A 24,882-nucleotide genomic window follows, 5' to 3' on the forward strand; every position below is an offset into this window, starting at 1 on the left:
TTTTTTAGAAATTTAAAATTATAAAAATAGCTTTCGTTGACATAAACTTTACCTGTTTTACGGTTAAAAATGATTGGAGCACCTCGGCAAGTAAATAAGTTTTGGTATAATTCAGGTAAAATCGCATAAAACCCTAAAAAACAACCTATCAAAGCGGATATACTTACAATTTCGATTTTCACATCATGTGAAGTATTATATACAAAGACTAAAAGTGATACTAAAACAGTTGCTGGAATCAAACAAATAAACGCTAATAAATAACCCAATGTATGACCAATTTGTTCTATTTTCGGTTTTCGAATGAAAACACAATAATTATCATTAGTATAAAGTAGTCGATTATCGGCACCCATTAAATATGTGGGGCCTTTATTTAAATCGCCAATACAACCAGGTATTTGTGGGCGGTATTTTGACGGCATTTTTGTTCCTCTTGTTTTAATTAGATTTTACTTTTTTTATTAATGATTAACGGTACGTCATCATACTTATTGTACTGAATCATAATATGATATTTTTCGATACTGGCTTCACCAATTGTGCCTGCAATCCATTTATTGATAATTAAACCGTTTTTTATAGGTTCATCAACATTGGTGTGTGTTTCAGTTTGTATATTATTTGCGGATGTGATTAACGTAAATTCAGCAGGCTCAATAATTTTGTTATCATCAGGCAAAGGTTTGCCGGTGATTGGATCATATTCTCTTTCGTATTTTTCAAAGTAGGCATTTTTATCCGTTCTGGCAAATTTTTCTATATTATCATTGTACTTTATGACTTCTAATACCTCTATATTTTCTGTCGTTATACGACATTTTAGATCAATATATCTTTCAGGAACGGGGTCAAATGCTATTTTATCGTTAAAATGGGTGATAAATATGCGTATAAGTGCTGTTGCAGATTCATTTTGATTATATTTGCTAAAATCGGGAATATCCAAATAAAAATAAACATGACGTCGATTTGGATTGTGACCACCCGGTCTATGTGATGAATACCAGACTTTAAGATAAGGTGGTAATAAACGAATAAAAGTCTGGATATTAGAGACCATAACCGCATAGTCATTGAGTGCCGCTCCAAAACCGCTGTGATCATTGTAATCTTCTTCTTGATAGGCACTATAGCCCAAATAATCAAGCTCTTTCTGTGTGCCAAAACAGCAGCGGTTTAACCAATGTTGAATAGGGGTTAAATTATCATATTTTTTACTAAACATAATCATAATTGCACCTGAAATCGCTAAAATGGCACCAATAAGTATAATCATCCAGCCCCCTGCTACTATAAGCACGAAAGAACCAATTCCTGATAATAAAGCACCACCTGAACGTAGTATAAAGTAAGTTTTATCTTCCATATTTAGCAGACCAAATGCACTAATAAACTCCCCACCAGCCTCGATGATAGACATTACCCCAAATACTTTATTGACCGTGGTAGATATCATACTATTAAGGTTGATTTTTGCATTGAGCATATTCACATTTTTACCTGCATAGAGCGCATCTTTCAGTTGCCTATTCAGTTTGATATATTGATATTGACTGGTGATATCAACAGCAATCAGTCCTAATGATAACAATTCTTTAAATAGCTGTTGTTGGGCTTGTTGAGTGCCATTACCTTCTTTAACCTTATCCCAATCTTTCAGCATATCGTTAATATTCATTAAATTAATACATCCTAATACCCCACTAACTGCAAGATTGACTTTAAAGGTAAATTTTCCTTTTTTGATTTGATTTTCAGCATCCTCTATCTTAATTCGAATGTTACTCTGATTTTTTTGATTCTCATTGAACACGACAACATCTTTCACTTTTCCAATTTTGTCATCAATTTTAGTTTTGGCTCGGTTTGTATTTTTATCACTGGTTTCGTTTAATATTTGGGTCGTGGTTGTTTTGCCTCGATTAGCATGTTCTAAGCTTTCAAGACGTATTTTTTGTTGATATTTTAATTTGAAATAATCTTTATAGGCTTGCTCCATAAATTGTTTTAAATTATAAGGGCTCAATTTGCCGTTGATGCTGTTTATAAAGTTAACAAATAAAGTTTTAGTATGTATATCAGGAAAACATAACGTAAATTTAACCTTTTGCACTTTGCCCGCTCCCGTTTTGACTGGCTTTTCATCAATATCAAAATTGTCGAGAAAGGCAAGTTCGTGTGGGTGATAAATGCCTCTATTAAAAAAAGACCGGTGCATTTGGGTGAATAAGTTCTGAATTTTAGCAATATTTGCGGGTCTCACTTCTACATTAATTTCAACCGGCAAAGCCCCAAGTTTAGCAAGTTGATCAAACGCATTTAACCGCATCCACTCGCTTTTAATTGGAAAACGTAAGGTATCTTTCGCCAAAATTGCCTGCTTTTTTAGTGCTGTATTTGCTAGCGGTTTGCTTTCTAGTGTAACGGCTGTTTCGGCGGTTTGGGTAAGATTAGATAGCTGTTGTTCAATGGCTTTAAGTTCTTTGTTAAGTTGCTGAATTTGGATCTCATAACCTTTTTTTTGCTTTCTAAGCTGTTCTTGTGCAGCGGGATCACTGGCTGGAATGTTTTGCTTTTGCTTTTCCAGTTCGGCTATTTTTTGTTGGTTTTGCTTAATTTCAGCTTCTGCTTGTTTCTTATTTTCACGTAAAACTATTAATTTATTTTCTAACTCGTTATTATGTTTTTCTTCTGTATAACGATTAATAACCGAAAAAATTTTAGTCGCATTTGATATCAGTTCAAGGGGTTTTAACAGACTATTATCGGTCAGATCAACATAGAGTTCTTTATCTTGATCGATCCCTTTAGGGTTATCGTATTCACTGATATAGTAAATACTTTCAGGATTACTGAGTAGTTCGTCCCATAATGCGCTGTCTTCATCCAATTTTATTTCGGAATGGGTGGTATCGAGTAACATATTTGTCACTTGCGATAGATAGACTAGTTGCGTGTCTTGACTGCTAAAATCAAATTCACGTTGCCAAAAATGGTTGGTATTGACGTTAAGTGGTTTTGTTTCAGTAAAAGCTGAGGTAAAGCCATCTTTGCCAAATAACCAACGAGCATACGTAAAATAGTCTAATGACCACTCTTTATGGTAGTTCACTACTTCTTTATATGCTTTTTCTAATTCAATATTGAATTTTTCAATTTCACCTTGATCGATGTAATCATCAAAATCCTTAAGCTTTTCTCTTTTTTCTGCATATAAACGGCTTACACGAGTAAGCATTCTTGTCGATTCGGGAATGCCATTATAGCCTACAGTGTCCAGACCCGAATTTTTAAAATTTTCAATCTCTTCTTCTACTTTTGCAATTTGTTGATCATAAACAGATATAATAGAAGATCGGTATTGTTCAATTAATTGCAATATCATGCGTTTTTTGAACATAACCGGTTTATAATAGTTAAATTGTCGCTGTAACTTAGGATTAATGGTTTTGAACATGTTTTTCGCACGTTGTTCATAAATTTTATTCAAATTATCAATATCGTCAAAACCGTTTATTGTTTCTTCTGCTAAATTGATTTCATCGTCAGTCAGTGGCTGTTCATTAAATATATGCAGATGCACAATGCGCTGTGTGTTGAGTTCTTCGGCAATGCCAAAGGTATCTTCTAATACAACACCACAAGATATTGGTTTCGATCCTTTGTATAACTGGCTAGCATGCGTTGCAAATTGTTGTTTTTGCTGTTTAAAACTGTTAAAGGGATGCGCCGATTCAAAGAAAGGTAATTTATTATCATCAAAACGAAACTCCAATACTTTGCTTGGGGTTTCGGTATTATTTACCTGACCAAAGATATCGGTAAACGGGACAGCCCGGTTACCGGTTGCTTCTGCCGGAGACTGAGCTAAATTAGTAATATCTATTTTGGTAAAACGAGATAATACTTGATTGTCTTGCTCTTTTAGATAATCTTCAACGGCTGTTGTACTCCAAGGTTGCGCACTGTATGCTACCCATGCTTGAGTATAGTCTTGTTGTAGATGAATAAATGCTGCCGGAATAGTGTGACAGTGGTTTTTACAGGCTTTTGATAATGGTCTTGGTTCGGTACAAGCGAGTTCGTAGTTGTTTTTTAATCTTAACGCCCCTTCAATACATTCATATGTATGGATTATTCGACTGTTTATATCTTCACCTTGTTGTTGCATTACATAGATGTAACCGTCTCGCAAAGTTCGTAAAATATAACCGTATTCGTTTAATTCTTCATCGGGCATTCGTGATTTAAAATTTAAATTTTTTGTATAATTTGCCAACTCTTGATAATCGGGATCCGCCCCAACCGTTTTATGTGGTTTCATTTTTATCACCGCCTGACGCAATAAAAATACCGGAATTCCAGTACGACCACACGCCAGGCAATTACCACAGGCTTCGTTTTTATTTTCTATGACAATGTTTTCTGCTTTATTCATCGTATACTCTTTAATTCTTTCTTTTTCTTTATTCTGTTAATAAATGGATTTGACTTTCAAGGTTAATCTTGGCGTTAATGACATGTTTAGAGAATGTACCGGGTGCCAGTTGTGCTTTAGGTATCTGTTCAAGTACTTGTGAATGTGTAGTAAATAGATGTTGATACCGTAATCCATTTAATCCCCAAAACAGGATATCAGCAGCATCGGTTAAGCCCAATTTGTCAGCTTGTTCAATTAGTTGTGTTGCCTGTATAATTACCTGCTTTTCAAGTGGCACATTTTTTTGTTCCTCAAATCGTGTGCGGTTATTTGCCCATGCATTAACAAGCGTACGAATGACCCTTAATTTTTTTAAACGCTCACAGTATTCAATACTCCACCCTTGTTCTATTGTTGATTCGTCTTTATTTATATAAGGAATAAATTCGCCATTGTGAATTGACGGATAATAATAGTTTTCAATTTGTGAAAATTGCGCTTTGAGCCATGCGTTGTCTTGGTCTGAACCAAGTTCATGTAAAAATTGCATCCGGAAAGGTTCAAAAAAGGGATAATAATGTTGTCGCAATGTTTTCGCGATGTGATTTCCAATATTAATAATTTGTTTTGCCAATATTGACGGTTTAAGATCGGTGACAATAAATGCACAGATATACCGTTTTGACCAAAAACATTCAACCGAGGCTTGCATCGTGATTTTATCAATGATTGCTTGTTCTAAAAATTGATAAGGTTCAGCAAGCATAACTAATGTTGGGCATACGCTTGGATCATAATCTAAATCAGTGCGTAAAACCGTTGTAAGTTTTTTTTCGCCAAATGATTTATCTTCACCATATAAACTCTGTAATCCTCTACGTGATAATGGACTGACCGAATTAAGTGCGATTTTATTATCAACTAAAAGATAGCGATATTTGTTGAAACTGGCTCTTTTATTTAATTCTCTAAGCATATTTAATCCATTTCGGTACAGAGTTTAACATCTAACTCGCTTGATTTTAGTTGAATTTTTTTGTTTAGGGTCGCAGGTGACATTTTTTGCATTGCATTACATTTAAGATAAACATTATCTGGCGAGCCGAGTTCAATCCCTGCCTTGCTGATTTTGATGTACGAGCCTCCACAAACAAACGTCATGTCTTGCGCTGCGGTAAAGCCTACTTTGCTGTCGACACTGTTTATTTGTATATCTTGTTTTGCCGCCAAGGCTAGTTGGTCGGTTTGGGCTTGTACATCGATATCACCTTGATTGGCAAACACTTTCATCCCCGATTTTTGTGCCAGTAAGCTAATCGCTTCTGATGTGGATATGGTAATATTTTTTAACGCCGTGATATCCGTCTGGTTTGACGTTGTGACCGTTACACTGTTGGCACTGGTAAGCTGGATATTTTCAGGACTGGTTAACGCTATGCCTTGTTGGGCATAAGCAAGAATGCCAGGTTGTGATATATTGGTTACTGCACTTTGTAATTGTTGTTGTGAATCAACATCAGGCGCATGACTTTGCGCTTGTTCCGCCGCATTTTGGAGTGCCTTAGCTATCGATAACGCATTTTCCAGTTCGGCAATTGCCCCTTGCATGTCCAGTTGCTTGCCTTGCGCTTTCGGCTCGGTCTGACTGGTCAAATACAATCCTCGATTCGCCGCAATCGCCCCCCATTCATCGGTACGCAGTTCAAACCCTTCACCCCGTTGCTCTTTGTTGTTGTTAACAAGATGCCCAATATTGAGTTGTGTTTTACCGTATTCGGTCGCCAGCTTGATATGCTCTTGCCCCCGTTTGTCATCCATGCGTAACTTGTTATTGGTTGGGGTACGAATCACATTACGGTGTTTGTTTATTGTCGTCACATGGTCGGGGTGCGCACTGTCATGCAGGGCATGGGCAATATATGGGCGGTCGGGATTACCGTTAGTAAAGGCGATGGCAACTTCTGTGCCGTCAATCAGCGGAAAATGGAAGCCATATTGATTGCCGGCATAACTTCGGGCCAGTCTAACCCATAAACTTTCTTCACCACTGCGCCACTGTGCTAAGTCGAAGTTAAACTTGACCCGATAACGACCGTGTATATCAATGTAACCATACGTATCATTGTCAGGACTGGTCACTCTGGCCGGTAGTGTCCCTTTTATTTCCGGAAAAGGTAACACTTGTGGGCGGTAAGGGATTAATACATTAAATGGTATTGCCGTAAATTCGATTTGATAAGGTTGACTGCGGTCTCCCCTGCCCCGTGTGGTTAAGATGATTACGCCGTCTTGAATGTTATCTAAAGGACTGTTTTCGATAAACACCTGTTGCCCCGGTGTCAGCGTAAAATCATTACAATATCCATAAATAATCTGTTGGTGGCTGATTGCCTGCTGATGCCGGATTTTGGCATACCATTCCCCACTTTCTACAACATTTTCTTCTTTGTCTTGTCGTCGGTTTTTGTAATGTTCATCGTATCGGTAATCGTTACCATATGTCGTGGTTGAATTGACAGCCGTGTTGGCAGTCGATAGCATGTTATCTTTTGCCTGACGATAATTGTAATCGTTTACTGTGACGGTTTGTAATGTAGTGTGTGTGGTTTGCGATAATGCCCATATGCTGTCACAACTGCGGTCTCCCATTCCGCTTGGGGTCTGGTATAGTATGCTACCATGTTTGGTAAAGGCTTGTTGTTCATCCCCCAGTACAATCACCCCACAATGATGTTCAGCATGCGTTTCAAAACGTAGCCATATCCCGACATCTGCCAGTAAGCGCAAGATAAAGTTTAAATCACTTTCTTTCCACTGCGTTATCAGCTCTCTTATCGGGTAGGTTTGCGTTAATTCTAAGCGGTAGTCTATGCCGGTAAAACCATGTTGGCGTAAGATTGATTCCACCACACTAACAACACTTTGATTTTGATATATGGCACAACCTATATTGTTTTTTAATAGGGCTAATTTAGGTTGTAACACGATTTGATAGCGGGCTTCATCTTTACTGGTCGACAGTAAACTAAACTCGGTTACCACGCCATGAACGGTGCGGGTTGACGGTCGTTTATCCAGTGAACTTATCCCACCAACCAGCGCATTCATTGACGCCGGTAAAAACGAAAACGATGCCGGTTGTTTTAAGATTGCATCGGTTGACAGTGAGCGGTTAGCGGTCGTAAATATAATGGTATATTGCCACAGGTTATCGAGCTGTTCTTGAAGGTCGACCGAATAAATGGAAATATCATCTAATTCGCTGGATTTATCAAGTTTAAGAATATAACGATTTTGGGGGGTGTCACTACCTTTAAAGGCATTAAGACCGGCAGAAACTAGATTAAGCAAAGACTGATTTGAAATTGACATCCGAGTATTCCCTTACAAAGCATATCCCATACAAAATAATGTTTGTAAATATTTATTAAAGTTATTAAATGCAAAAAAGATTAATGAGTAATCAATAAGTTTATAAATTACCTTTTTTTTAGTGATAAATCAACCAATAAATTAATAATATAGATTAGTGGTTTCATTGATTGATTACTTAATTTTTCAATCAATTTGTACATTGTTATTGTAAATTTACATTACACGTTAATGTTGTTACTTAGTAAATTTTACTTATTAGTCGTTATTTAAAATTTAATTAGGTGAGATATCGGTATTTAACTAAACCTAATTTTTGGGGAAAACTGTGTTGTTAACATTGTGTAGTATCGATGTAATTTGTGGTTTTATTGTCAATAGAAACATATTTGAATATTTTCATACATCGGTTTAGAGATTATGATTGATTATTTTTTGTTAATTCCTTATTGTATTGAATGTGTAAAACTTTAAAGTTCAGTAATCTTTTTCAGACGCTATTTACCCACCATTAATTTTGCAATTATGTATAATTCATTTTTAAAGGGGATGTGATATGCCATACAAAACACGCAATGATTTACCTGAATCCGTACGTCATGTACTGCCAGAACATGCTCAAGATATCTTTAAAGAGGCATTTAATAGTGCGATTAAGGAATACCAAGATCCGAAAAAACGCCGAGACAATAGTCCGCCTGAGCAAGTTGCCTTTCGTGTTGCTTGGTCGGCAGTTGAAAAACTTTATCATAAAGATGAAAACGGCAAATGGGTCGCTAAATAATATTATCAATATGATTGAGTATTAGAACAATACTAAAGCCAACTATGATAGTTGGCTTATTCATATGTTCAATCTAGTGTGATATTTTGTCAAATCTGAAGCTCTTACTCAGTCAAATAGACTCTTTTATGGTTAATACCGATTTCTATTGTGATGATCAATATATAGTGTGAATTTCTTTTAGCGTTTTGGTTGATATCTGGCAACTATAATTAATTTATTTTCCTCATGCTTTATTTTCTCCTTTCTTGTATTTGCTGTTTTGCTAAACCTGCCATATTGCACTGATATTTTCCTTATCAATACGGAAAATGTTGGTTAGTAATTCTTTATTTTTCCTTTTATACTAAATTTGAATCGTCAATAAACATAGGTGCTTGATTATGAATAATAAAGGTTTACCAAAAGATTTTTTATGGGGAGGAGCCGTTGCTGCTCATCAATTAGAAGGGGCTTGGCAAGCGGGTGGAAAAGGAATAAGTGTTGCCGATGTCATGACCGTTGGTTCGCCAAAAAGTTATCGTAAAATTACCGAAGGAATTATTGAAGGTGAGTATTATCCTAATCATGAAGCCATCGACTTTTATCATCATTATAAAGACGACATTAAACTTTTTGCCGAAATGGGCTTTAAATGTTTTAGAACGTCGATTGCTTGGACACGGATCTTTCCTAAAGGTGATGAGCTTGCGCCAAATGAAGAAGGCTTGAAGTTTTATGATGATCTTTTCGATGAATGTTTAAAATATAATATTGAGCCAGTTGTCACCCTTTCACATTTTGAATTGCCTTATTATTTAGTCACCGAATATGGTGGATTTCGTAATCGAAAATTAATCGATTTTTTCGTTCGTTTTGCCGAAGTGTGTTTTGATCGTTATAAAGATAAAGTCAAATATTGGATGACGTTTAATGAAATTAATAATCAAGCCAACTTTGATGAGGATTTTGCGCCATTTACCAACTCAGGGATTTATTATCAAGCAGGCGATAATCGTGAAGAAATTATGTATCAAGCGGCTCATTATGAGTTAGTTGCCAGTGCTAAAGCCGTGCAAATTGGTCATGCGATCAATCCCGATTTTCAAATCGGTTGTATGATTGCTTTTGTACCTATCTACCCCGAAACCTGTAAGCCGAGTGATATATTAATGGCGCAAAAAGTCATGGAACGTAAATACTTTTTTGCCGATGTGCATGTCCATGGTCAATATCCAAATCATATTATCAAATATTGGCAGCATAAAGGCTTTAAGTTAGATGTAACCAGCCAAGACTTAGAGGTACTGGCAAACGGCACCGTCGATTATATTGGCTTTAGTTATTATATGTCCAATGCCATCAGACATAAAGCAGGCAACGATCGTTATGAATTTAATGAAAAAACCGATTTGATCGGAAATCAATACGTCAAAAAATCGGATTGGGGTTGGCAAATCGATCCTGAAGGATTGCGATACGCATTAAATTGGTTTACGGATATGTATCATTTGCCGTTATTTATCGTGGAAAATGGTTTTGGGGCTTATGACAAAGTCGAGGCTAATGGTGCAGTACATGATCATTATCGTATTGAATATTTGCGTGAACACATTAAGCAAATGAAGCTGGCTGTTTTGCAAGACGGTGTTGACTTAATGGGCTATACCCCTTGGGGCTGTATCGATTTAGTTTCGGCAGGCACGGGCGAAATGGAAAAACGTTATGGTTTTATTTATGTCGATAAGGACAACAAAGGGAATGGCACGTTAAAACGTAGTCGCAAAGATTCATTTGCATGGTACAAAAAAGTGATTGAGTCAAATGGTGAAGTTTTATAAAAATTCTGATTTATAACCCATTTTATGGATAACAACTTTTTAGGAGAAGCTATGAAAAAAGCGTTAATTATTTGTGCTGCGGGTATGTCTTCATCGTTAATGGCAAAAAAAGCAACCGAATATTTTACCAATAAAAATAAGGCGATTTCAGTTGATGCTGTTTCAGCAACCGAAGGCAGTAGTATGATTAAAAATAGTGATTTTTCCCTGTTTTTAATTAGTCCACAAACGATGATGATGTTAGATAAATTCAAAAAATTGGGCGATGAAGTCGGTAAGCCTGTTGTCAGTATTCCTTTTCAAGCTTATATCCCTACCCCTTCGGGTATTGAACAATTAGCAAAATTGATTGAGGAAAAGATCCAATAATTTTAGATCATTGCTGTTTTCAGTATTGGGCGCCGTTTTTGACCGTTTTAGGGTCGGCGCCCAGCGATGTTGCTTAGAGTGTGTCTGATTAGCAAACTAAAGCAACCACACTATTCTTTATCTTTTTAGCTGTTATAGGTGTGGATGATAATGATTAAAAATAAACAACGCGATCTTATTAGCCTATTAGTCGGCTCAAAAAATCAGTTTAAAAGCAGTGCGTTGCTGGCAACTGAGTTATCATTATCCGATAGAACTGTTCGTACTTATCTTAACGATTTGAAAGCATTGATTGAATGTAATGGCGCCAAAATTGTCAGTAAACAAGGCTATGGTTATCAATTGCAAATCTTGGATAGAACGGTGTTTAATTCGTTTTTGATTGAACATCATTTATTAGATCGGCATGAAGAACAAGCCAATATACGAGAAGTCTGTCACCGCAAACACTACATTCTTAATCTGCTATTACTGGAATGTCAAAAAATCGATATTGAAGCATTATCCGAACAGTTATTTATTAGTTCATCACAACTCAATAAAGATATGCTGGAAATAAAAACTCAGCTTCACCCCTTCGAACTGACTTTAAAGAAAAATAAACAGCTGTTTTATGTGGACGGTGCAGAAAAAGCCAAACGTCATTTTATTATGAGCTATTTTTTTCACGAGGAATCCATGAACTTTTTGCAGCGTTTAACTTATTTAAATAAGTTTAGTGATGCAATCAGTTTTGACACGTTAACCATTATTATTTTAGATGAGTGTCGTGAAGCAAACATAAAATTGTCCGATGTGATGATGCAAAATATTGTGTTGCATCTTTCTTTAAGCATTAAACGTTTACAATCTGGTCTGACCATTCAAAATCTGGATATGCCAGAAACAACTAAAAGCTCATTGGAATTTCACGTTGCGAAAAAAATAATTGATCGCATTGAGACAGTAATTGGTTTTGCTTTTCCAAAAGAAGAACAGATGTATTTAACCTTGCATTTGATGAGTAAATCTAACTTTATCCAACAAGATTTAGATGCGCAATTGAGCTTAATGTTAACCGATTTATTACTTAAGATTCAGCTTGAAACAGGCTATCAATTTTTGAAAGATGAGCAATTAAAAAATGGCTTGGTTCAACATTTAAAACCGATGTTAGTAAGGTTAGCGCAAAATATCAAACTTGAAAATCCATTACTTAATGAGATCAAAACCTGCTCGCCCGAATTATTTGACTTAGTTAAGCACTATTTTAAACAACTCCCTAATCTAACTAAGTTAACTGTTTCTGATGATGAATGGGGTTATTTAGCCCTGCACTTTTTGGCTTCCGTTGAAAAACTGAAAAATGCGCAAAAAATGAGAGTATTAATTATCTGTGCAACCGGATTGGGTAGCGCTCAGCTTTTAAAAAATCGGGTCGAGTGTGAATTTGATGAGCGTATTAAAATTATTGATACCCGAGGCTATTATGAAATTGAACCCGACATGTTAAACGAAGTGGATTTTATTATCTCTTCAGTCGATCTTTCTGCCAAAGTCTTTAAAATTCCGGTTTTTCATGTTTCTGTTTTTTTTACTGAAGAAGATGTGCAAAAAATTCGGCGTTATCTTTCTTCACGTCATGTCATAACTTCATCCAATCTGAACACGATGTCATCGGCTCATATCGTCAATGAAAAAAGCCATTTGTCCTATCTTGAGCAAGTCGTTGAAGAGCTAACTGCTGATTACTTTTATTATTGTCAATGTCCATTAACGAAAGACGATATTTTAGATCTTTTATTGGAGCGTTTAGCGGTCAATGAAGCCTGTTGTTATAAATCAAAGATGATTAAGCAAATGGCTAAACGAATGGTGTTAGGAGATATCTTTTTTAGTCCTAACATTGTGGTACCGCATCCTGCTGTTCCTGTCGGAAGATTATCTAAAATGGGGATTGCGCTGATTCCTCATGGGGTCTATTGGGATAAAAACTACCCTGATATTCGCTTTATTTTTCTTATTTCACCGTCTGTTTATCAAAATCCTTCTTTAGCAATGATGACAAAAGCAATCGTCAATTTGATTGATGATTCAGCGATGCAACATCAATTATTACAATGCCAAACTTTTTCCGAATTTAAATCACTGTTTATTAAACTTATAGAAAAGGGAGCGTAACAATGATTCAAAAAATGAGCTCAGAAGATATTCAACTAGTCGCTTTTAATATTATTTTGCATAGCGGCAATGCCAAAACCAAAATCCATGAAGCCTTTCAGGCAATGCGAACAGCCAAGTTTGACCAGGCTAATCAACTTCTTGAAGAGGCTAATCATGAAATTTTAGCAGCCCATCAATCTCAAACCGAATTACTGCAATCTTATGCCAATGGTATGCAAATCGAAATGGAAATTATTATGGTACATGCTCAAGACCATTTAATGACAACCATGACAATGCGTGAAATTGCAATTGAGATGTCATTTTTATATCAAAAATATGATCAGCTATCGGCTAACTAAAGAGGTTAAGCAACGATGATAAACGCCCAATTAGATAAGTCTAAAAAATTGAGTTTAACCAATCTTTATTTTAATCGTTTTTTAGCGATTCGCTACTCGACTGCTTTTTTGCTATTTTTGAATCTTTACTGGGCTGTTTTTTTGCTTGGCTCGAAGTCCTACACCGCTATTTTGCCTATTACGCTTTTTATTTTGGGTGCATTAACCACCTTTGAACAAGTAAAGCTTTATCGCAATCATGATAACTTTCTGCCATTTGCTAAGTTATTTTTTCAAATGATGCTTTTAATGTGTGGCGTGTTAGTTATCACCCTTTATACATCTTTATTTCATATCTTTTTTCCATTTTTAAAAGATTCGCAATCTGTTTTAAATACGATCATGGGGCTACTAATTGGGAGTGGTGTAATGGCTTTTTTAATGCTTAAAAGATTGGCAAAAATTCAACGTAACGAGGATAAACATTTTAAACGAATCCAAGCTTATGAAGAAATTATTAATTAGATGAGGAAAACAAAATGAATACCGGATTTGTGTTTTTACAAAAGTATTTAATGACACCAATGGCAAAAATATCACAATTTAAAATTGTGCGCGCGGTAATGGCTGCCGGTATGGCATCAGTACCTTTTTCAATTGTTGGCTCTATGTTTTTAGTTTTTAATACCTTGCCAATGACATTCACGGGGTTAGAAGGTTTTTTTGAAAATACGTTTTTTCGGGTCAGTGATCTGTATATGATTGCCAATACCGCTACAATCGGTATTTTAGCGCTCTATTTTAATTTTGTTGTGGGCTATGAATTAACCAAAATTGAAGCTGAGGAGACAGGCTTAAAAGTGAATGCCCTTAACGGTGCAATGTTATCGGCTTTTGCATTTTTTATGACTTTACCGGAATTAGTCATGCAAAATGGGGTGATTACATTATTCAGTGATCAAAGTAATCTTGTGTTTAATGGTCTACGTTTAACCCCTTTTGTGTTTCGCTTAGGCACATCGGGGATCTTTATTGCTATTGTCATGGCAATAGTCGCCACGCATCTTTATTTTTTATGTGTCAGACGAAATTGGGTTGTTAAAATGCCCGAAACCGTACCACTAGGTGTTTCACGCTCCTTTACGGCGTTGATTCCAACGTTTGTTATTGCTTTTTGTATCATTATTTTAAATGGCTTTTTAGTGTTTATGGGGACAGATATCTTTGATATTGTCAGTATTCCGTTTACGTTTGTGACTAACTTAACCAAAAGTTGGTTAGGGATTATGGTTATTCTTTTTTTAATCCATGCATTATGGGTTGTAGGTATTCACGGGGCAAGCATTATTGGGGCATTTATTACGCCAATTATGTTAGCCAATATGACCGAAAATACCGCAGGTGCACATATTCCATTCGCGGGTGAATTTAATAATTCATTAGTCATTTTAGGTGGCTCAGGTTCGACACTGTTAATGACGTTTTTTATTGCTTTTTTTGCTAAATCAAGCCAGTTAAAAATTTTAGGTCGTGCGTCCGCTGTTCCTGCCATATTTAATATTAATGAGCCGATTATTTTTGGTATGCCGATTGTTTATAATCCCTATTTAGCTTTACCTTTCTTTTTAGCGCCAATGGCATGTGGAACATTAGGTTACTTTGCTGTTAGTTCGGGTATTATGAATCCAATCATTGCTTTAGTTCCTTGGCCGTCACCAATGGGATTAGGCGCCTTTATCGGGACAGGTGGAGATTATAAGGCGGCCATTGTTGCGATACTGTCTGCTATTTTAGCTCTGTTTATTTATCTTCCGTTTGTTAAACTTTATGACAATAAATTATTTAAAGAAGAGCAAGGCAAACCAGTTGATGATGTTCAAGAAGTTGGCGAAGCCGATTAAAAATAAACAAGTATAACCGTTTTATCAATTTATAAGTGTTAATTTAAGTCACGATTAATCATTCATCAATCGTGATTTTTTTTGATGAGTTTTTGCAAACTAAAAATTGTGTTGAATTATCAATACGTCCATTAACAATCACTGAACATAATTTACTCAATGCATGAATCTTCTATGCTATATTCATCTATTCCTCCATTTCAATTTTTGACTCGCTTTTCACATTAATAATAACGATGCCTAGCGACAAAAGTGGGGGAAGTTATCATGTATTTAGCAGGAGGTGTTGTATGTCCTATTTGAAAAATCTGTTCATTAAGTATTGCTGTTTTGCTTTGTTTTTATTGGTATCTCAGCAAGTGCTTGCTGTTGAAACTCATCAACTAAAATTAGAAGCAGGTGCAGTTGCTTCACCGGATAATTATGGTGCTATGGCAGCGAAGGAAATACTTGAAAAAGGTGGAAATGCAGCCGATGCCGCCGTGGCTACTGCATTTACCCTTGCCGTGACCTATCCTGAGGCTGGCAATATTGGCGGTGGTGGATTTATGACACTTTGGATGGATGGAAAACCTTATTTTATCGATTATCGTGAAGTTGCCCCCCATAATGCCTATAAAACCATGTTTTTAGATAGTAATAATGAAGTGAGCCCTGATTTAAGTCTTTATTCTCATCAAGCTTCTGGTGTACCGGGTACGGTTGCCGGTATGTGGGCTGTTCATCAACGCTTTGGTCAATTAACCTGGCAAGAAGTGATGGCGCCAGCAATCCGCCTTGCTAATGAGGGTTTTATTGTCCCACCGCAACTTATTGAACGTTATAAAGAAGCGGTTGTGACTGCGCCAAACAACGGTTATTTTAAGCAATATTTTGGTAATATGAAAACCAATAAACTATTTAAACAACCTGAATTAGGTAACGTCTTAAATAAAATAGCGCAGTTTGGTCGTGACGGATTTTATAAAGGGGAAACAGCCAAACTGATCGCCCAACAAATGAAAAACAATAATGGTTTTATTACTGAATGTGATTTAGCAAATTATCAGATTAAATGGCGTGATCCTTTGATTGCCAATTGGCATGATATGCAAATCGTTACCGCTCCCCCACCAAGTTCCGGTGGCATTGGGCTGGTTCAACTATTATTAATGAAGCAAGTATTAGCTGATATGTTTAAGGATATTAAGCCCAATTCTGCGCAATATATCCATTTATTAGCAGAAATTGAAAAACGTGTTTTTGCTGATCGCGCCGAATACATGGGCGATCCTGATTTTATCAGTGTCCCCGTTGCAAAACTTATCGATCAACAATATTTAGTTGAACGTGCCAAACAAGTTAATCCTATTACGATTTCGAAAACTGAGCAAGTGAAACCGGGTTTAGACTGGCAACATGAAAAGTTACAAACAACGCATTTTTCAATTGTTGATAAGTGGGGAAATGCAGTATCAAATACTTATACGTTAAATGGTTGGTTTGGTTCGGCTATTATTGTCAAGGGTACAGGTATTTTACTTAATAATGAAATGGATGATTTTAGTAGCAAGCCCGGTATTGCTAATCAATTCGGTGTGGTCGGTAATGATGCAAATGCCATTGAACCCAATAAACGTCCATTGTCATCCATGTCTCCAACCCTATTTATCAAAAATAATAATGTAGAAATGGTGATAGGTACCCCTGGTGGTTCGCGCATCTTTACCTCTATTTTTCAAGTCGTGGCTAATGTTTATGATAATAAGATGTCATTAAAAGATGCAGTGGATGCGGTACGTTATCACCACCAATTATTGCCGAACAATGTGATTTTTGTTGAGCGGTTTCAAACAACTGTACCGAATTTGTTTAAAAAAGAGTTAGAAAACATGGGGTATCGCTTCGTGCAACAAGATTTTAGCGGAGATATTCAAGTGATTAAAATTCATAATAATAAACCAGAAGCCGTGTCAGATATCCGTGGAAGAGGTCAAGCGATTATCGTCAATTAGAGGATAAATTTAAGATTACATAAAGAATCAATGTGTTGGGTAAATTGTGCTATCAATAATTAGGATTACACTTAGATTTTTTCTAGATAAGTATGGTAAAAAGTAAATAAAAAGCCCGTCAATGAGACGGGCTTTTTATCGCGATTTGAAGATAATTATTCTGCAATAATTTCAACAATAACTTTAGCAAAAGCTTCGCTGTGTACTTGGAATAACACTTCAAACTCACCTGTGTTACGTAATACACCATTTGGTAAGCGAACTTCGCTTTTTGATACTTCAATACCACGAGCTTTAACCGCATCAGCGATATCACGTGTACCGATAGAACCAAATAAACGACCTTCATCACCAGCTTTAGAAGTAATAGTCACTTTACCAAGTGCATTAATTTCAGCAACGCGCTCTTCTGCGGCTTTTAATGTCTCAGCAAGTTTTGCTTCTAATTCAGCACGACGCGCTTCAAAGAATTCGATATTCTTTTTAGTCGCAGGTACTGCTTTACCTTGTGGAATCAAAAAGTTACGCGCATAACCCGCTTTAACATTAACTTGATCACCTAAGCTGCCTAAATTAGCAACTTTATCGAGTAGAATAATTTGCATTATATGTTCCCTCTGTTGCTAATTACTGATGGTTGTCAGTATATGGTAATAATGCCAAGTAACGAGCGCGTTTGATAGCGCGAGCTAATTGACGTTGATATTTTGCGCTAGTACCAGTAATACGACTTGGTACGATTTTACCACTTTCAGTGATATAGCTTTTTAATAAAGAAACATCTTTATAATCAATTTCTTTAACGCCTTCTGCAGTAAAACGGCAGAATTTGCGACGACGGAAATAACGTGCCATTTGGCTATTCTCCTAATAGTTTAATTTGGTCAGCATGTAACACAAGTTGACTTGTTTGATTACGTTTAGTGTGTGTACTAATAAAGCCACTCACTAATACTTTGCTGCCTTTTTTTATGTAACTTAACTCTTGTTGTCCGCTGGCAATAACGGGCATTATACACCATGCTTGCCTTGTGAGTTCTGCTTCAATTTGTTCAGAAACATGTTCTAAATAAAATTGGCAGTGTGACACTCCACTTGGACTGATTTTTCTTATCGGGGTCTTGGTAACAATACCCGATAACACCAAACGATTATTCTTCGGAATCATCGTCCATGTTTACTTCGCTAAAATCTTCTTCAGCGTTACGACGCTCATCTTTAGCTTTTAACATTGGTGAAGTTTCAGTTACAGCATGTTTAGTACGCATAATTAAACTGCGAATGACTGCATCATTGAAACGGAAGTTATCTTCAAGCTCGTTAACAGCTTCTTGAGTCGCTTCAACATTCATTAACACATAATGTGCTTTGTGCAGTTTTTCGATAGGATAGGCTAATTGACGACGACCCCAATCTTCTAAACGATGAATTTTTCCACCGTCAGTCGTTAATGTACCAGTATAACGTTCGATCATACCCGGTACTTGTTCACTTTGATCTGGGTGAACCATAAAAACAATTTCGTAATGACGCATTATCGCTCCCTACGGATTAATCAGCTTTCTGTCGGGGCAACCGCAACCCATTGAAAGCAAGGAACATGAAAATTTGGCGGTTGAAATCGACGGGGCATTATATATCAACTGACCATAATTGACAAATGAATATGTTAAGTTTAATAAATTTTTGTGCCAGACTAATACTGATGATAATTGTTTGATAACAATAAATTTAAGGAATACTTCACGCAAATTCTTAAATAATTCTTGATAAGTCTAATCATATTTTCATTCTTGGCTTTCTTTACCAATTAAAAAGGTCACCCTTTGGTGACCTGAACATAGAAAACATTTTATGTTGAAATCTTATTTTGCCGCTTTTACGGCTAAGCCTAACTGCCATACTGCCATTGCATAATAGCTACTGTGATTATAACGGGTAATGACATAAAAATTAGGTAATCCATACCAGTATTGATAATGATTCCCCATATCAAGCCTTAACAAGCTAACCTGTTTATTGCCATCTAATGTGCTTTGTGGTTTCAATCCTGCTTTGGCCAATCTTTCGATCGAATATTTGGTACTAAACCCTGTTTCAAGCGATAATGCCTGTCCATCGGCTTTTACAGCCACTTTTTTCCCTTTTTGCCAACCATAGGCTTTAAAATAGTTGGCAACGCTGCCAATTGCATCTACGGGATCCCACAAATCAACATGACCGTCATGATTAAAATCCACCGCATGATTTCTAAATGCTGATGGCATAAATTGACCGTACCCCATTGCCCCAGCAAATGATCCATTTAAATCAAAAGGATCAACACCTTCATCTCGACACATAATTAAGTAATCTTCTAACTCTTTAGCAAAATAGGCCGAGCGTCTTGGGTAATAAAAAGCAAGTGTCGAGAGTGCGTCAATAATTTTTGTTTTTCCCATGACTCTACCCCACCCTGTTTCAACACCAATAATACCGACAATAATTTCAGGTGGAACACCATACTCTTTATAAGCTTGCGCTAACTCTTTTTCATATTTATGCCAGAACTCTACTCCTCTTGGCAGATTGCTAGGCGTGATAAATTTATTTTTATAGCGGATCCAAGCACCATTAGGGCCAGTCGAAGGTCCCGACTGTGGTGCTTGTTTGTCCATTAAATTTATAACCCAATCAAGTTTTGTGGTTTGTGCTAGTACTTCTCGAAGTTGTTCCCGATCAAAGCCATGTTTATTGACCATTTTATCGATAAACTTTTCTTGTTCAATAGCCAATGGCGCATCGTTGACAATGACAAGATCATGCTCTTTTTCAAGATAAACACCACCCGATACATTTGATTGACCTCGATGTTGTTGCATCGGCGATGTTGTCGAGTTGTTACTTTGGCAAGCAACAAGTAACCATACCATACTGAATAAAATGACAATACGTTGCATAACCCATCCACATTTAAAGAGTTAAATAATAAACAGCATAATAATGTATTTCATGCTATTCAACAATGTTTTGACAAGGTTGCCCTTGAGAAATTTGCTTGATATTGGTTAATGTGGTTTCGGAGATATTCAATAAGGCTTCTTGCGTTAGAAAAGCTTGATGCCCTGTAAAAATCACATTATGACACGATGATAATCGACGGAACACGTCATCTAAAATAACATCATTCGATTTATCTTCAAAAAAGAGGTCTCGTTCATTTTCATAAACATCCATTCCTAATGCGCCAATTTTGGTTTGCTTTAAGGCATCGATTGCGGCTGTCGCATCAAGTAATCCACCACGACTGGTGTTAATAATCATGACGCCATTTTTCATTTTTTTAAATGAATCTTTATTAAGTAGATGATAGTTTTCAGGGCTCATTGGACAGTGAAGCGTAATCACATCGGATTTTGCATAGAGTTCATCAAGTTGGACATATTGCGCACCTAATTCGACTGCAATATCATTTGGAAAAGGATCATAAGCTAAAATATTCATACCAAAACCTTTTAGGATTCGGATCACTGCTTGTCCAATTTTACCAGTACCAATCACGCCTGCGGTACGATTATGCATGTTAAATCCAGTTAAGCCATCAAGGGCAAAATTCGCATCGCGAGTCCGTTGGTAGGCTTTGTGAGTACGTCGATTAAGCGTCATCATGAGTGCAACGGCATGTTCGGCTACTGCTTCAGGTGAGTAAGCTGGTACACGAACAACCGTAATGCCTAATTTTTTGGCTTCAGCAATGTCAACATTATCAAATCCGGCACACCGTAACGCTAAGATTTTTACCCCACAATGCGCAAGTTTTTGTAAAACGGTTTTATCAACTTCATCATTAACAAATACACAAACGGCATCATAACCTTGTGCTGTGACTGCTGTTTTATGACTGAGTTTATGATCATAATATTCGATATTAAAACCAAATTTTTTATTGGCAATCTCTAAATGTTCTTTGTCATAGTGTTTACTACTGAAAACCGCAATTTTGATTGAATGTTTCATTTTTTTGCACCTCTGTTCATGGTGATTAACGCATGTTTAGTTGTCTCTGTTTTTTATAGTTTTATTAAAACTATACAGACATTGTAAACCTAAATAAAATAATTTCAGCCAAATACCAAAATGAATGAATTGTTTGCTTTGACCTTAGTGATTATTTTGACAATGATATGTTATGATAGCACTTTGCTAAAAAACTAACCAATAATGTTAAATAATGAATAAGAAATTAACTGGTACATTTTTAAATAGAAAAATGTTGCTTTGTGTTTATACAGGCTTTTGTTCTGGATTACCATTTTTCTTTATAATTCAATTAATTCCGGCTTGGTTAAAAGTTGGTGGTGTCGATATTAAAACAATTGGCGCTTTTACACTAACACAAATACCGTATTTATTAAAATTTCTTTGGGCACCATTATTAGATCGTATTTCACCTTTTTCGCTTGGATATCGCAAAGGATGGTTGCTTTTAACACAATTAAGCTTATTGTTCATCATACCTATTTACGGTTTTCTGACACCGAAAAACAATATTGATATCATTGTGTTCCTTAGTTTACTGACTGCATTTATTTCAGCAACACAAGATGTTGCTATCGATGCATATCGAAGAGAAATTTTAAGTGATAATGAACTTGGTAACGGAAATAGCATACATATTAACGTTTATCGAATTGCTGGATTTATTCCTGGTGGTTTATCTCTAATTCTTGCTGATTATTTATCTTGGATTGAAGTTTTTGCTTTCACTGCAGCTTTCATTGTTCCAATGCTAGTTATTACAATGATGTTAAAGGAACCAATGCATAATAATTACATTCCATCGGATAAATCCGTTTTCGTGCAATCCATAATTGAATTTATTAAGCGTATATCGTTCCCAAAAGTTTTATTTGTATTATCTTTTGTGGCTCTGTACAAACTCGGGGACAGTCTTGCAACATCTTTAGCGACACCTTTCTATTTGGATATGAAGTTTGAAATGAGGCATATTGGTACTATAGCTAAAAATGCTGTCGTATGGCCTAGCCTTTTGGGGGCATTAATTGGTGGTGTATTTATATCAAAATTTGGATTGAATCGTTCGTTATGGATATCTGGTTTTGTTCAGATGTTTTCAATTTTAGGTTTTGTTTATTTATCTTGTGAAGGACCTTTTCAATCAATAACCTATAAACAATTAATTATGTTGGGGATTGTAATCAGTTGCGAATCAATAGGAGTGGGTATGGGTGCAACAGCATTGGTTACCTATATTTCTAAAAATACAAGCCCACTATTCACAGCAACCCAATTTGCTTTATTAACAGGTTTTTCAGCTATACCGAGAACATTAATCAATTCTATGTCTGGCTTTTTAACCTCTTATTTAGGCTGGACTAATTTTTTTTGGTTGTGCTTTTTTCTTGCTATACCAGGAATGTTATTACTTTTTGTAGTTGCGCCATGGAATAAAAAAACTTAGGAGAGAATATGGATCAATTAACTCAAGCATTGAATTTTCGGCATGCATGTAAAAAGTTTGATGACACGAAAAAAATCGCTCAGGCCGATATGGAATACATTTTAGAAGCGGGTCGATTATCACCGTCTTCTTTTGGTATTGAGCCTTGGCATTTTGTCGTGGTGGATGATGATAAAATCAAAACGGAATTACGTGCTGCTTGTTACAATCAAGAACAGGTAACTAGTTGTTCACATTTTGTCATTGTGCTTTATCGTAAAGCCAATAATTTTACATTACAAAGTGAATATTTGCGTCGTACTGTCGCCCGTGGATTACCGAATGCTAATGATCAAACTGCAATCGATACGGCATGTCAATATTTCATCAATTTTTATGAGCATGGTTTAGCAAATGGATTAACCGTTAATCATTGGTCAGAAATGCAAGATTATCTTGCTTGTGCCAATATGCTAACAGCGGCAGCGTATCGAAGTATTGATTCGTGTGCTATTGGGGGATTTGAATACGACAAAATTGTGCAAATACTTGAAAAATACATGCCGCAATTTAGTGCTGAATCTTATGGTATTGGACTTGGTTTAGCGTTTGGTTATCGATTAAAAGAGCCAACAGCAAAAATTCGCTGGCCACTAAAAGATCTTACAACGTATTTATAAAATTAAAAAAAACTTCCGTGCCTAATGGCGACGGAAGGAACAAAATGAAAAAAACAACACCGAATTTATTTAACCGATTGGTATAAGGTTTCGGCATCTGTTGATGCCGAATCCATAATAAACACCACGCCAGATAAAATATTGCCAATTTGTGGATCGGTAATATTTTGTTGTAATGACGTTAATATTTCTTGCGCCCAATTGATTTTTCGTAGTACGGCTTCTACGTTTTCTTTTGAAGGATTATTCACTTTCATTTCCCTCCATCTTGCTAGGATTTCATCTTTAAAAATAATGAATAATAGTTATCAAAATAAGTAACAGGTTTTGAATAAGAAAAAAACACATTTTAAAGGCAAAAAAGATAAAAATAAAACAAATGTTGTTTTAAAAAACTTAAATTCAATTAAAAAAACCGAAAAGAAAAAGATAATCGCATTTTAACCAATTAAATAAATATATTGTGTCTACCTATCGCTACAATAATCAATTTTTTTGCCAGAATGAGATCGATAATGATAGACTTGTGAGCCAGAAATATCGTTAATATCAATTGGTAGACTGTTTGTTGGCTGTCAGTAATTAAAAAATTTTCTGCACGAAAATTGACAATAAGATGCCAGAACAAAAATAAGTAAGGATTTTAAAGATGAAGACTAAACATGTACGTTTGTTAATACTGGGTTCTGGTCCAGCTGGATATACCGCAGCGGTGTATGCCGCACGTGCTAACCTTTCCCCTACCTTAATTACCGGATTACAGCAAGGCGGACAGCTTACCACTACAACAGAACTCGAAAATTGGCCAGCAGGTGCACCTGATTTAACAGGCCCTGAATTAATGGTCAAAATGCGAGAACATGCCGAACGATTTAATACAGAGATTATTTTCGATCAAATTGATCGTGTCGATTTTAGCAGTAAGCCTTATAAGCTTTATGGCAGTGAAACAGAATATCATTGTGATACATTGATTATTGCAACGGGTGCGTCTGCCCAATATCTAGGCTTGCCTTCTGAAGAAGCTTTTAAAAGTAAAGGGGTATCAGCTTGTGCGACTTGTGATGGATTTTTCTATCGTAATCAGAAAGTGGCTGTCGTCGGTGGCGGTAATACAGCTGTCGAAGAAGCACTTTACTTAGCTAACATTGCAAGTGAAGTTCACTTAATTCATCGTCGTGATACCTTTAGAGCAGAAAAAATATTAATGAATAGATTGCACGAAAAGGTACAACAGGGAAAAGTGATTTTACATACTCATCGCATTGTTGATGAAATTTTGGGCGACAATATGGGCGTAACGAGTGTAAGACTACTCAGTACACAAGATCCGAATATCAGTGAAGAAGTCGCTGTAATGGGCGTTTTTATCGCCATAGGTCATAAACCGAATACCACTATTTTCGAAGGACAGCTTGAGTTAAAAGATGGATATATTAAAGTCAAATCCGGTACAGAAGGTCGAGCAACACAAACCAGTGTCGAAGGAATTTTTGCAGCAGGCGATGTGATGGATCACATTTATCGGCAAGCCATTACTTCGGCAGGTACGGGTTGTATGGCGGCATTGGATGCAGAACACTATTTAGACAATTTAAAATAGAAAAATATTGATA

General features: G+C 36.2%; 22 protein-coding genes. 11 read left to right on the plus strand and 11 right to left on the minus strand.

Features of this window, described 5'->3' with window-relative positions; genetic code table 11:
• The 4 genes from ACGH6P_RS05145 to ACGH6P_RS05160 form a co-directional block, all read right to left on the minus strand.
• Positions 1–425: DUF6708 domain-containing protein (locus tag ACGH6P_RS05145; RefSeq protein WP_411596890.1), on the minus strand; the 425-nt coding region annotated here is incomplete at its 3' end.
• A 20-nt stretch (positions 426–445) separates the two neighbouring features.
• On the minus strand, positions 446–4,441 hold the full coding sequence (locus ACGH6P_RS05150; RefSeq protein ID WP_411596891.1) for a toxin VasX: 3,996 nt from the start codon (positions 4,439–4,441) through the stop codon (positions 446–448).
• Between the two features lie 28 nt (positions 4,442–4,469).
• On the minus strand, positions 4,470–5,399 hold the full coding sequence (locus ACGH6P_RS05155; RefSeq protein ID WP_411596892.1) for a hypothetical protein: 930 nt from the start codon (positions 5,397–5,399) through the stop codon (positions 4,470–4,472).
• A 2-nt stretch (positions 5,400–5,401) separates the two neighbouring features.
• Positions 5,402–7,795: a type VI secretion system Vgr family protein gene (locus tag ACGH6P_RS05160; RefSeq protein WP_411596893.1), complete on the minus strand. Its 2,394-nt coding sequence runs from the start codon at positions 7,793–7,795 to the stop codon at positions 5,402–5,404.
• Positions 7,796–8,351: 556 nt separating this feature from the next.
• Here ACGH6P_RS05160 and ACGH6P_RS05165 point away from each other — a divergent pair.
• The 8 genes from ACGH6P_RS05165 (at position 8,352) to ggt (ending at position 17,146) form a co-directional block, all read left to right on the plus strand.
• Positions 8,352–8,579, plus strand: coding sequence for a ChaB family protein (locus ACGH6P_RS05165; RefSeq protein WP_220216686.1), 228 nt, complete (start codon positions 8,352–8,354; stop codon positions 8,577–8,579).
• A gap of 383 nt (positions 8,580–8,962) precedes the next feature.
• Positions 8,963–10,399, plus strand: coding sequence for a 6-phospho-beta-glucosidase (locus ACGH6P_RS05170; RefSeq protein ID WP_267359201.1), 1,437 nt, complete (start codon positions 8,963–8,965; stop codon positions 10,397–10,399).
• 51 nt (positions 10,400–10,450) lie between these two features.
• The gene (locus tag ACGH6P_RS05175; RefSeq protein ID WP_411596894.1) at positions 10,451–10,768 is read left to right on the plus strand and encodes a PTS cellobiose transporter subunit IIB; all 318 of its coding nucleotides are present in this window, start codon (positions 10,451–10,453) and stop codon (positions 10,766–10,768) included.
• Between the two features lie 150 nt (positions 10,769–10,918).
• Positions 10,919–12,928, plus strand: coding sequence for a BglG family transcription antiterminator (locus ACGH6P_RS05180; RefSeq protein WP_411596895.1), 2,010 nt, complete (start codon positions 10,919–10,921; stop codon positions 12,926–12,928).
• A gap of 2 nt (positions 12,929–12,930) precedes the next feature.
• Positions 12,931–13,272, plus strand: a complete 342-nt coding sequence (locus tag ACGH6P_RS05185; protein WP_411596896.1) for a PTS cellobiose transporter subunit IIA — start codon at positions 12,931–12,933, stop codon at positions 13,270–13,272.
• Between the two features lie 15 nt (positions 13,273–13,287).
• Positions 13,288–13,776 (plus strand): hypothetical protein, encoded by a 489-nt coding sequence (locus ACGH6P_RS05190; protein ID WP_411596897.1) that lies wholly within the window; start codon positions 13,288–13,290, stop codon positions 13,774–13,776.
• A 14-nt stretch (positions 13,777–13,790) separates the two neighbouring features.
• Positions 13,791–15,152, plus strand: coding sequence for a PTS cellobiose transporter subunit IIC (celB, locus tag ACGH6P_RS05195; protein ID WP_411596898.1), 1,362 nt, complete (start codon positions 13,791–13,793; stop codon positions 15,150–15,152).
• 290 nt (positions 15,153–15,442) lie between these two features.
• Entirely contained in the window at positions 15,443–17,146 is a 1,704-nt protein-coding gene (gene ggt, locus ACGH6P_RS05200) for a gamma-glutamyltransferase (protein ID WP_411596899.1), read from the plus strand.
• Positions 17,147–17,301: 155 nt separating this feature from the next.
• Here the strand turns inward: ggt and rplI are convergent, their stop codons facing one another.
• The 6 genes from rplI to ACGH6P_RS05230 all read right to left on the minus strand — a co-directional run bounded on the left by rplI (position 17,302) and on the right by ACGH6P_RS05230 (position 21,130).
• Positions 17,302–17,751 (minus strand): 50S ribosomal protein L9, encoded by a 450-nt coding sequence (gene rplI / locus ACGH6P_RS05205; RefSeq protein ID WP_267351555.1) that lies wholly within the window; start codon positions 17,749–17,751, stop codon positions 17,302–17,304.
• Positions 17,752–17,773: 22 nt separating this feature from the next.
• Positions 17,774–18,001, minus strand: coding sequence for a 30S ribosomal protein S18 (gene rpsR / locus ACGH6P_RS05210; RefSeq protein ID WP_025314965.1), 228 nt, complete (start codon positions 17,999–18,001; stop codon positions 17,774–17,776).
• 4 nt (positions 18,002–18,005) lie between these two features.
• Positions 18,006–18,311, minus strand: a complete 306-nt coding sequence (gene priB, locus ACGH6P_RS05215; protein ID WP_411596968.1) for a primosomal replication protein N — start codon at positions 18,309–18,311, stop codon at positions 18,006–18,008.
• Complete coding sequence (gene rpsF, locus ACGH6P_RS05220; protein WP_065559156.1) at positions 18,298–18,681, minus strand: 30S ribosomal protein S6; 384 nt, start codon at positions 18,679–18,681, stop codon at positions 18,298–18,300. Before rpsF ends, priB begins: the two co-directional genes overlap by 14 nt.
• Before the next feature lie 330 nt (positions 18,682–19,011).
• Positions 19,012–20,085, minus strand: coding sequence for a lytic murein transglycosylase B (gene mltB / locus ACGH6P_RS05225; RefSeq protein ID WP_411596900.1), 1,074 nt, complete (start codon positions 20,083–20,085; stop codon positions 19,012–19,014).
• A 55-nt stretch (positions 20,086–20,140) separates the two neighbouring features.
• Positions 20,141–21,130 carry a 2-hydroxyacid dehydrogenase gene (locus tag ACGH6P_RS05230; protein WP_267351759.1) on the minus strand — a complete coding sequence of 330 codons (990 nt, stop codon included), beginning with the start codon at positions 21,128–21,130 and terminating at the stop codon, positions 20,141–20,143.
• 226 nt (positions 21,131–21,356) lie between these two features.
• On the opposite strand from ACGH6P_RS05230, the gene ACGH6P_RS05235 reads away from it, so the two are divergent.
• A complete protein-coding gene (locus tag ACGH6P_RS05235; protein ID WP_220216675.1) occupies positions 21,357–22,607 on the plus strand; it encodes an AmpG family muropeptide MFS transporter in 1,251 nt (416 codons plus the stop codon).
• Positions 22,608–22,615: 8 nt separating this feature from the next.
• Positions 22,616–23,266 carry an NAD(P)H-dependent oxidoreductase gene (locus ACGH6P_RS05240; protein ID WP_411596901.1) on the plus strand — a complete coding sequence of 217 codons (651 nt, stop codon included), beginning with the start codon at positions 22,616–22,618 and terminating at the stop codon, positions 23,264–23,266.
• A 65-nt stretch (positions 23,267–23,331) separates the two neighbouring features.
• Here the strand turns inward: ACGH6P_RS05240 and ACGH6P_RS05245 are convergent, their stop codons facing one another.
• A complete protein-coding gene (locus ACGH6P_RS05245) occupies positions 23,332–23,523 on the minus strand; it encodes a hypothetical protein (RefSeq protein WP_267351562.1) in 192 nt (63 codons plus the stop codon).
• Positions 23,524–23,915: 392 nt separating this feature from the next.
• Between ACGH6P_RS05245 and trxB the strand changes: the two genes are divergently transcribed.
• A complete protein-coding gene (trxB, locus tag ACGH6P_RS05250) occupies positions 23,916–24,869 on the plus strand; it encodes a thioredoxin-disulfide reductase (RefSeq protein ID WP_411596902.1) in 954 nt (317 codons plus the stop codon).
• Positions 24,870–24,882 lie beyond the last annotated feature (13 nt).

The sequence above is a fragment of the Gilliamella sp. CG25 genome, from assembly GCF_046635705.1.
Lineage (GTDB): Bacteria > Pseudomonadota > Gammaproteobacteria > Enterobacterales > Orbaceae > Gilliamella > Gilliamella apicola_I.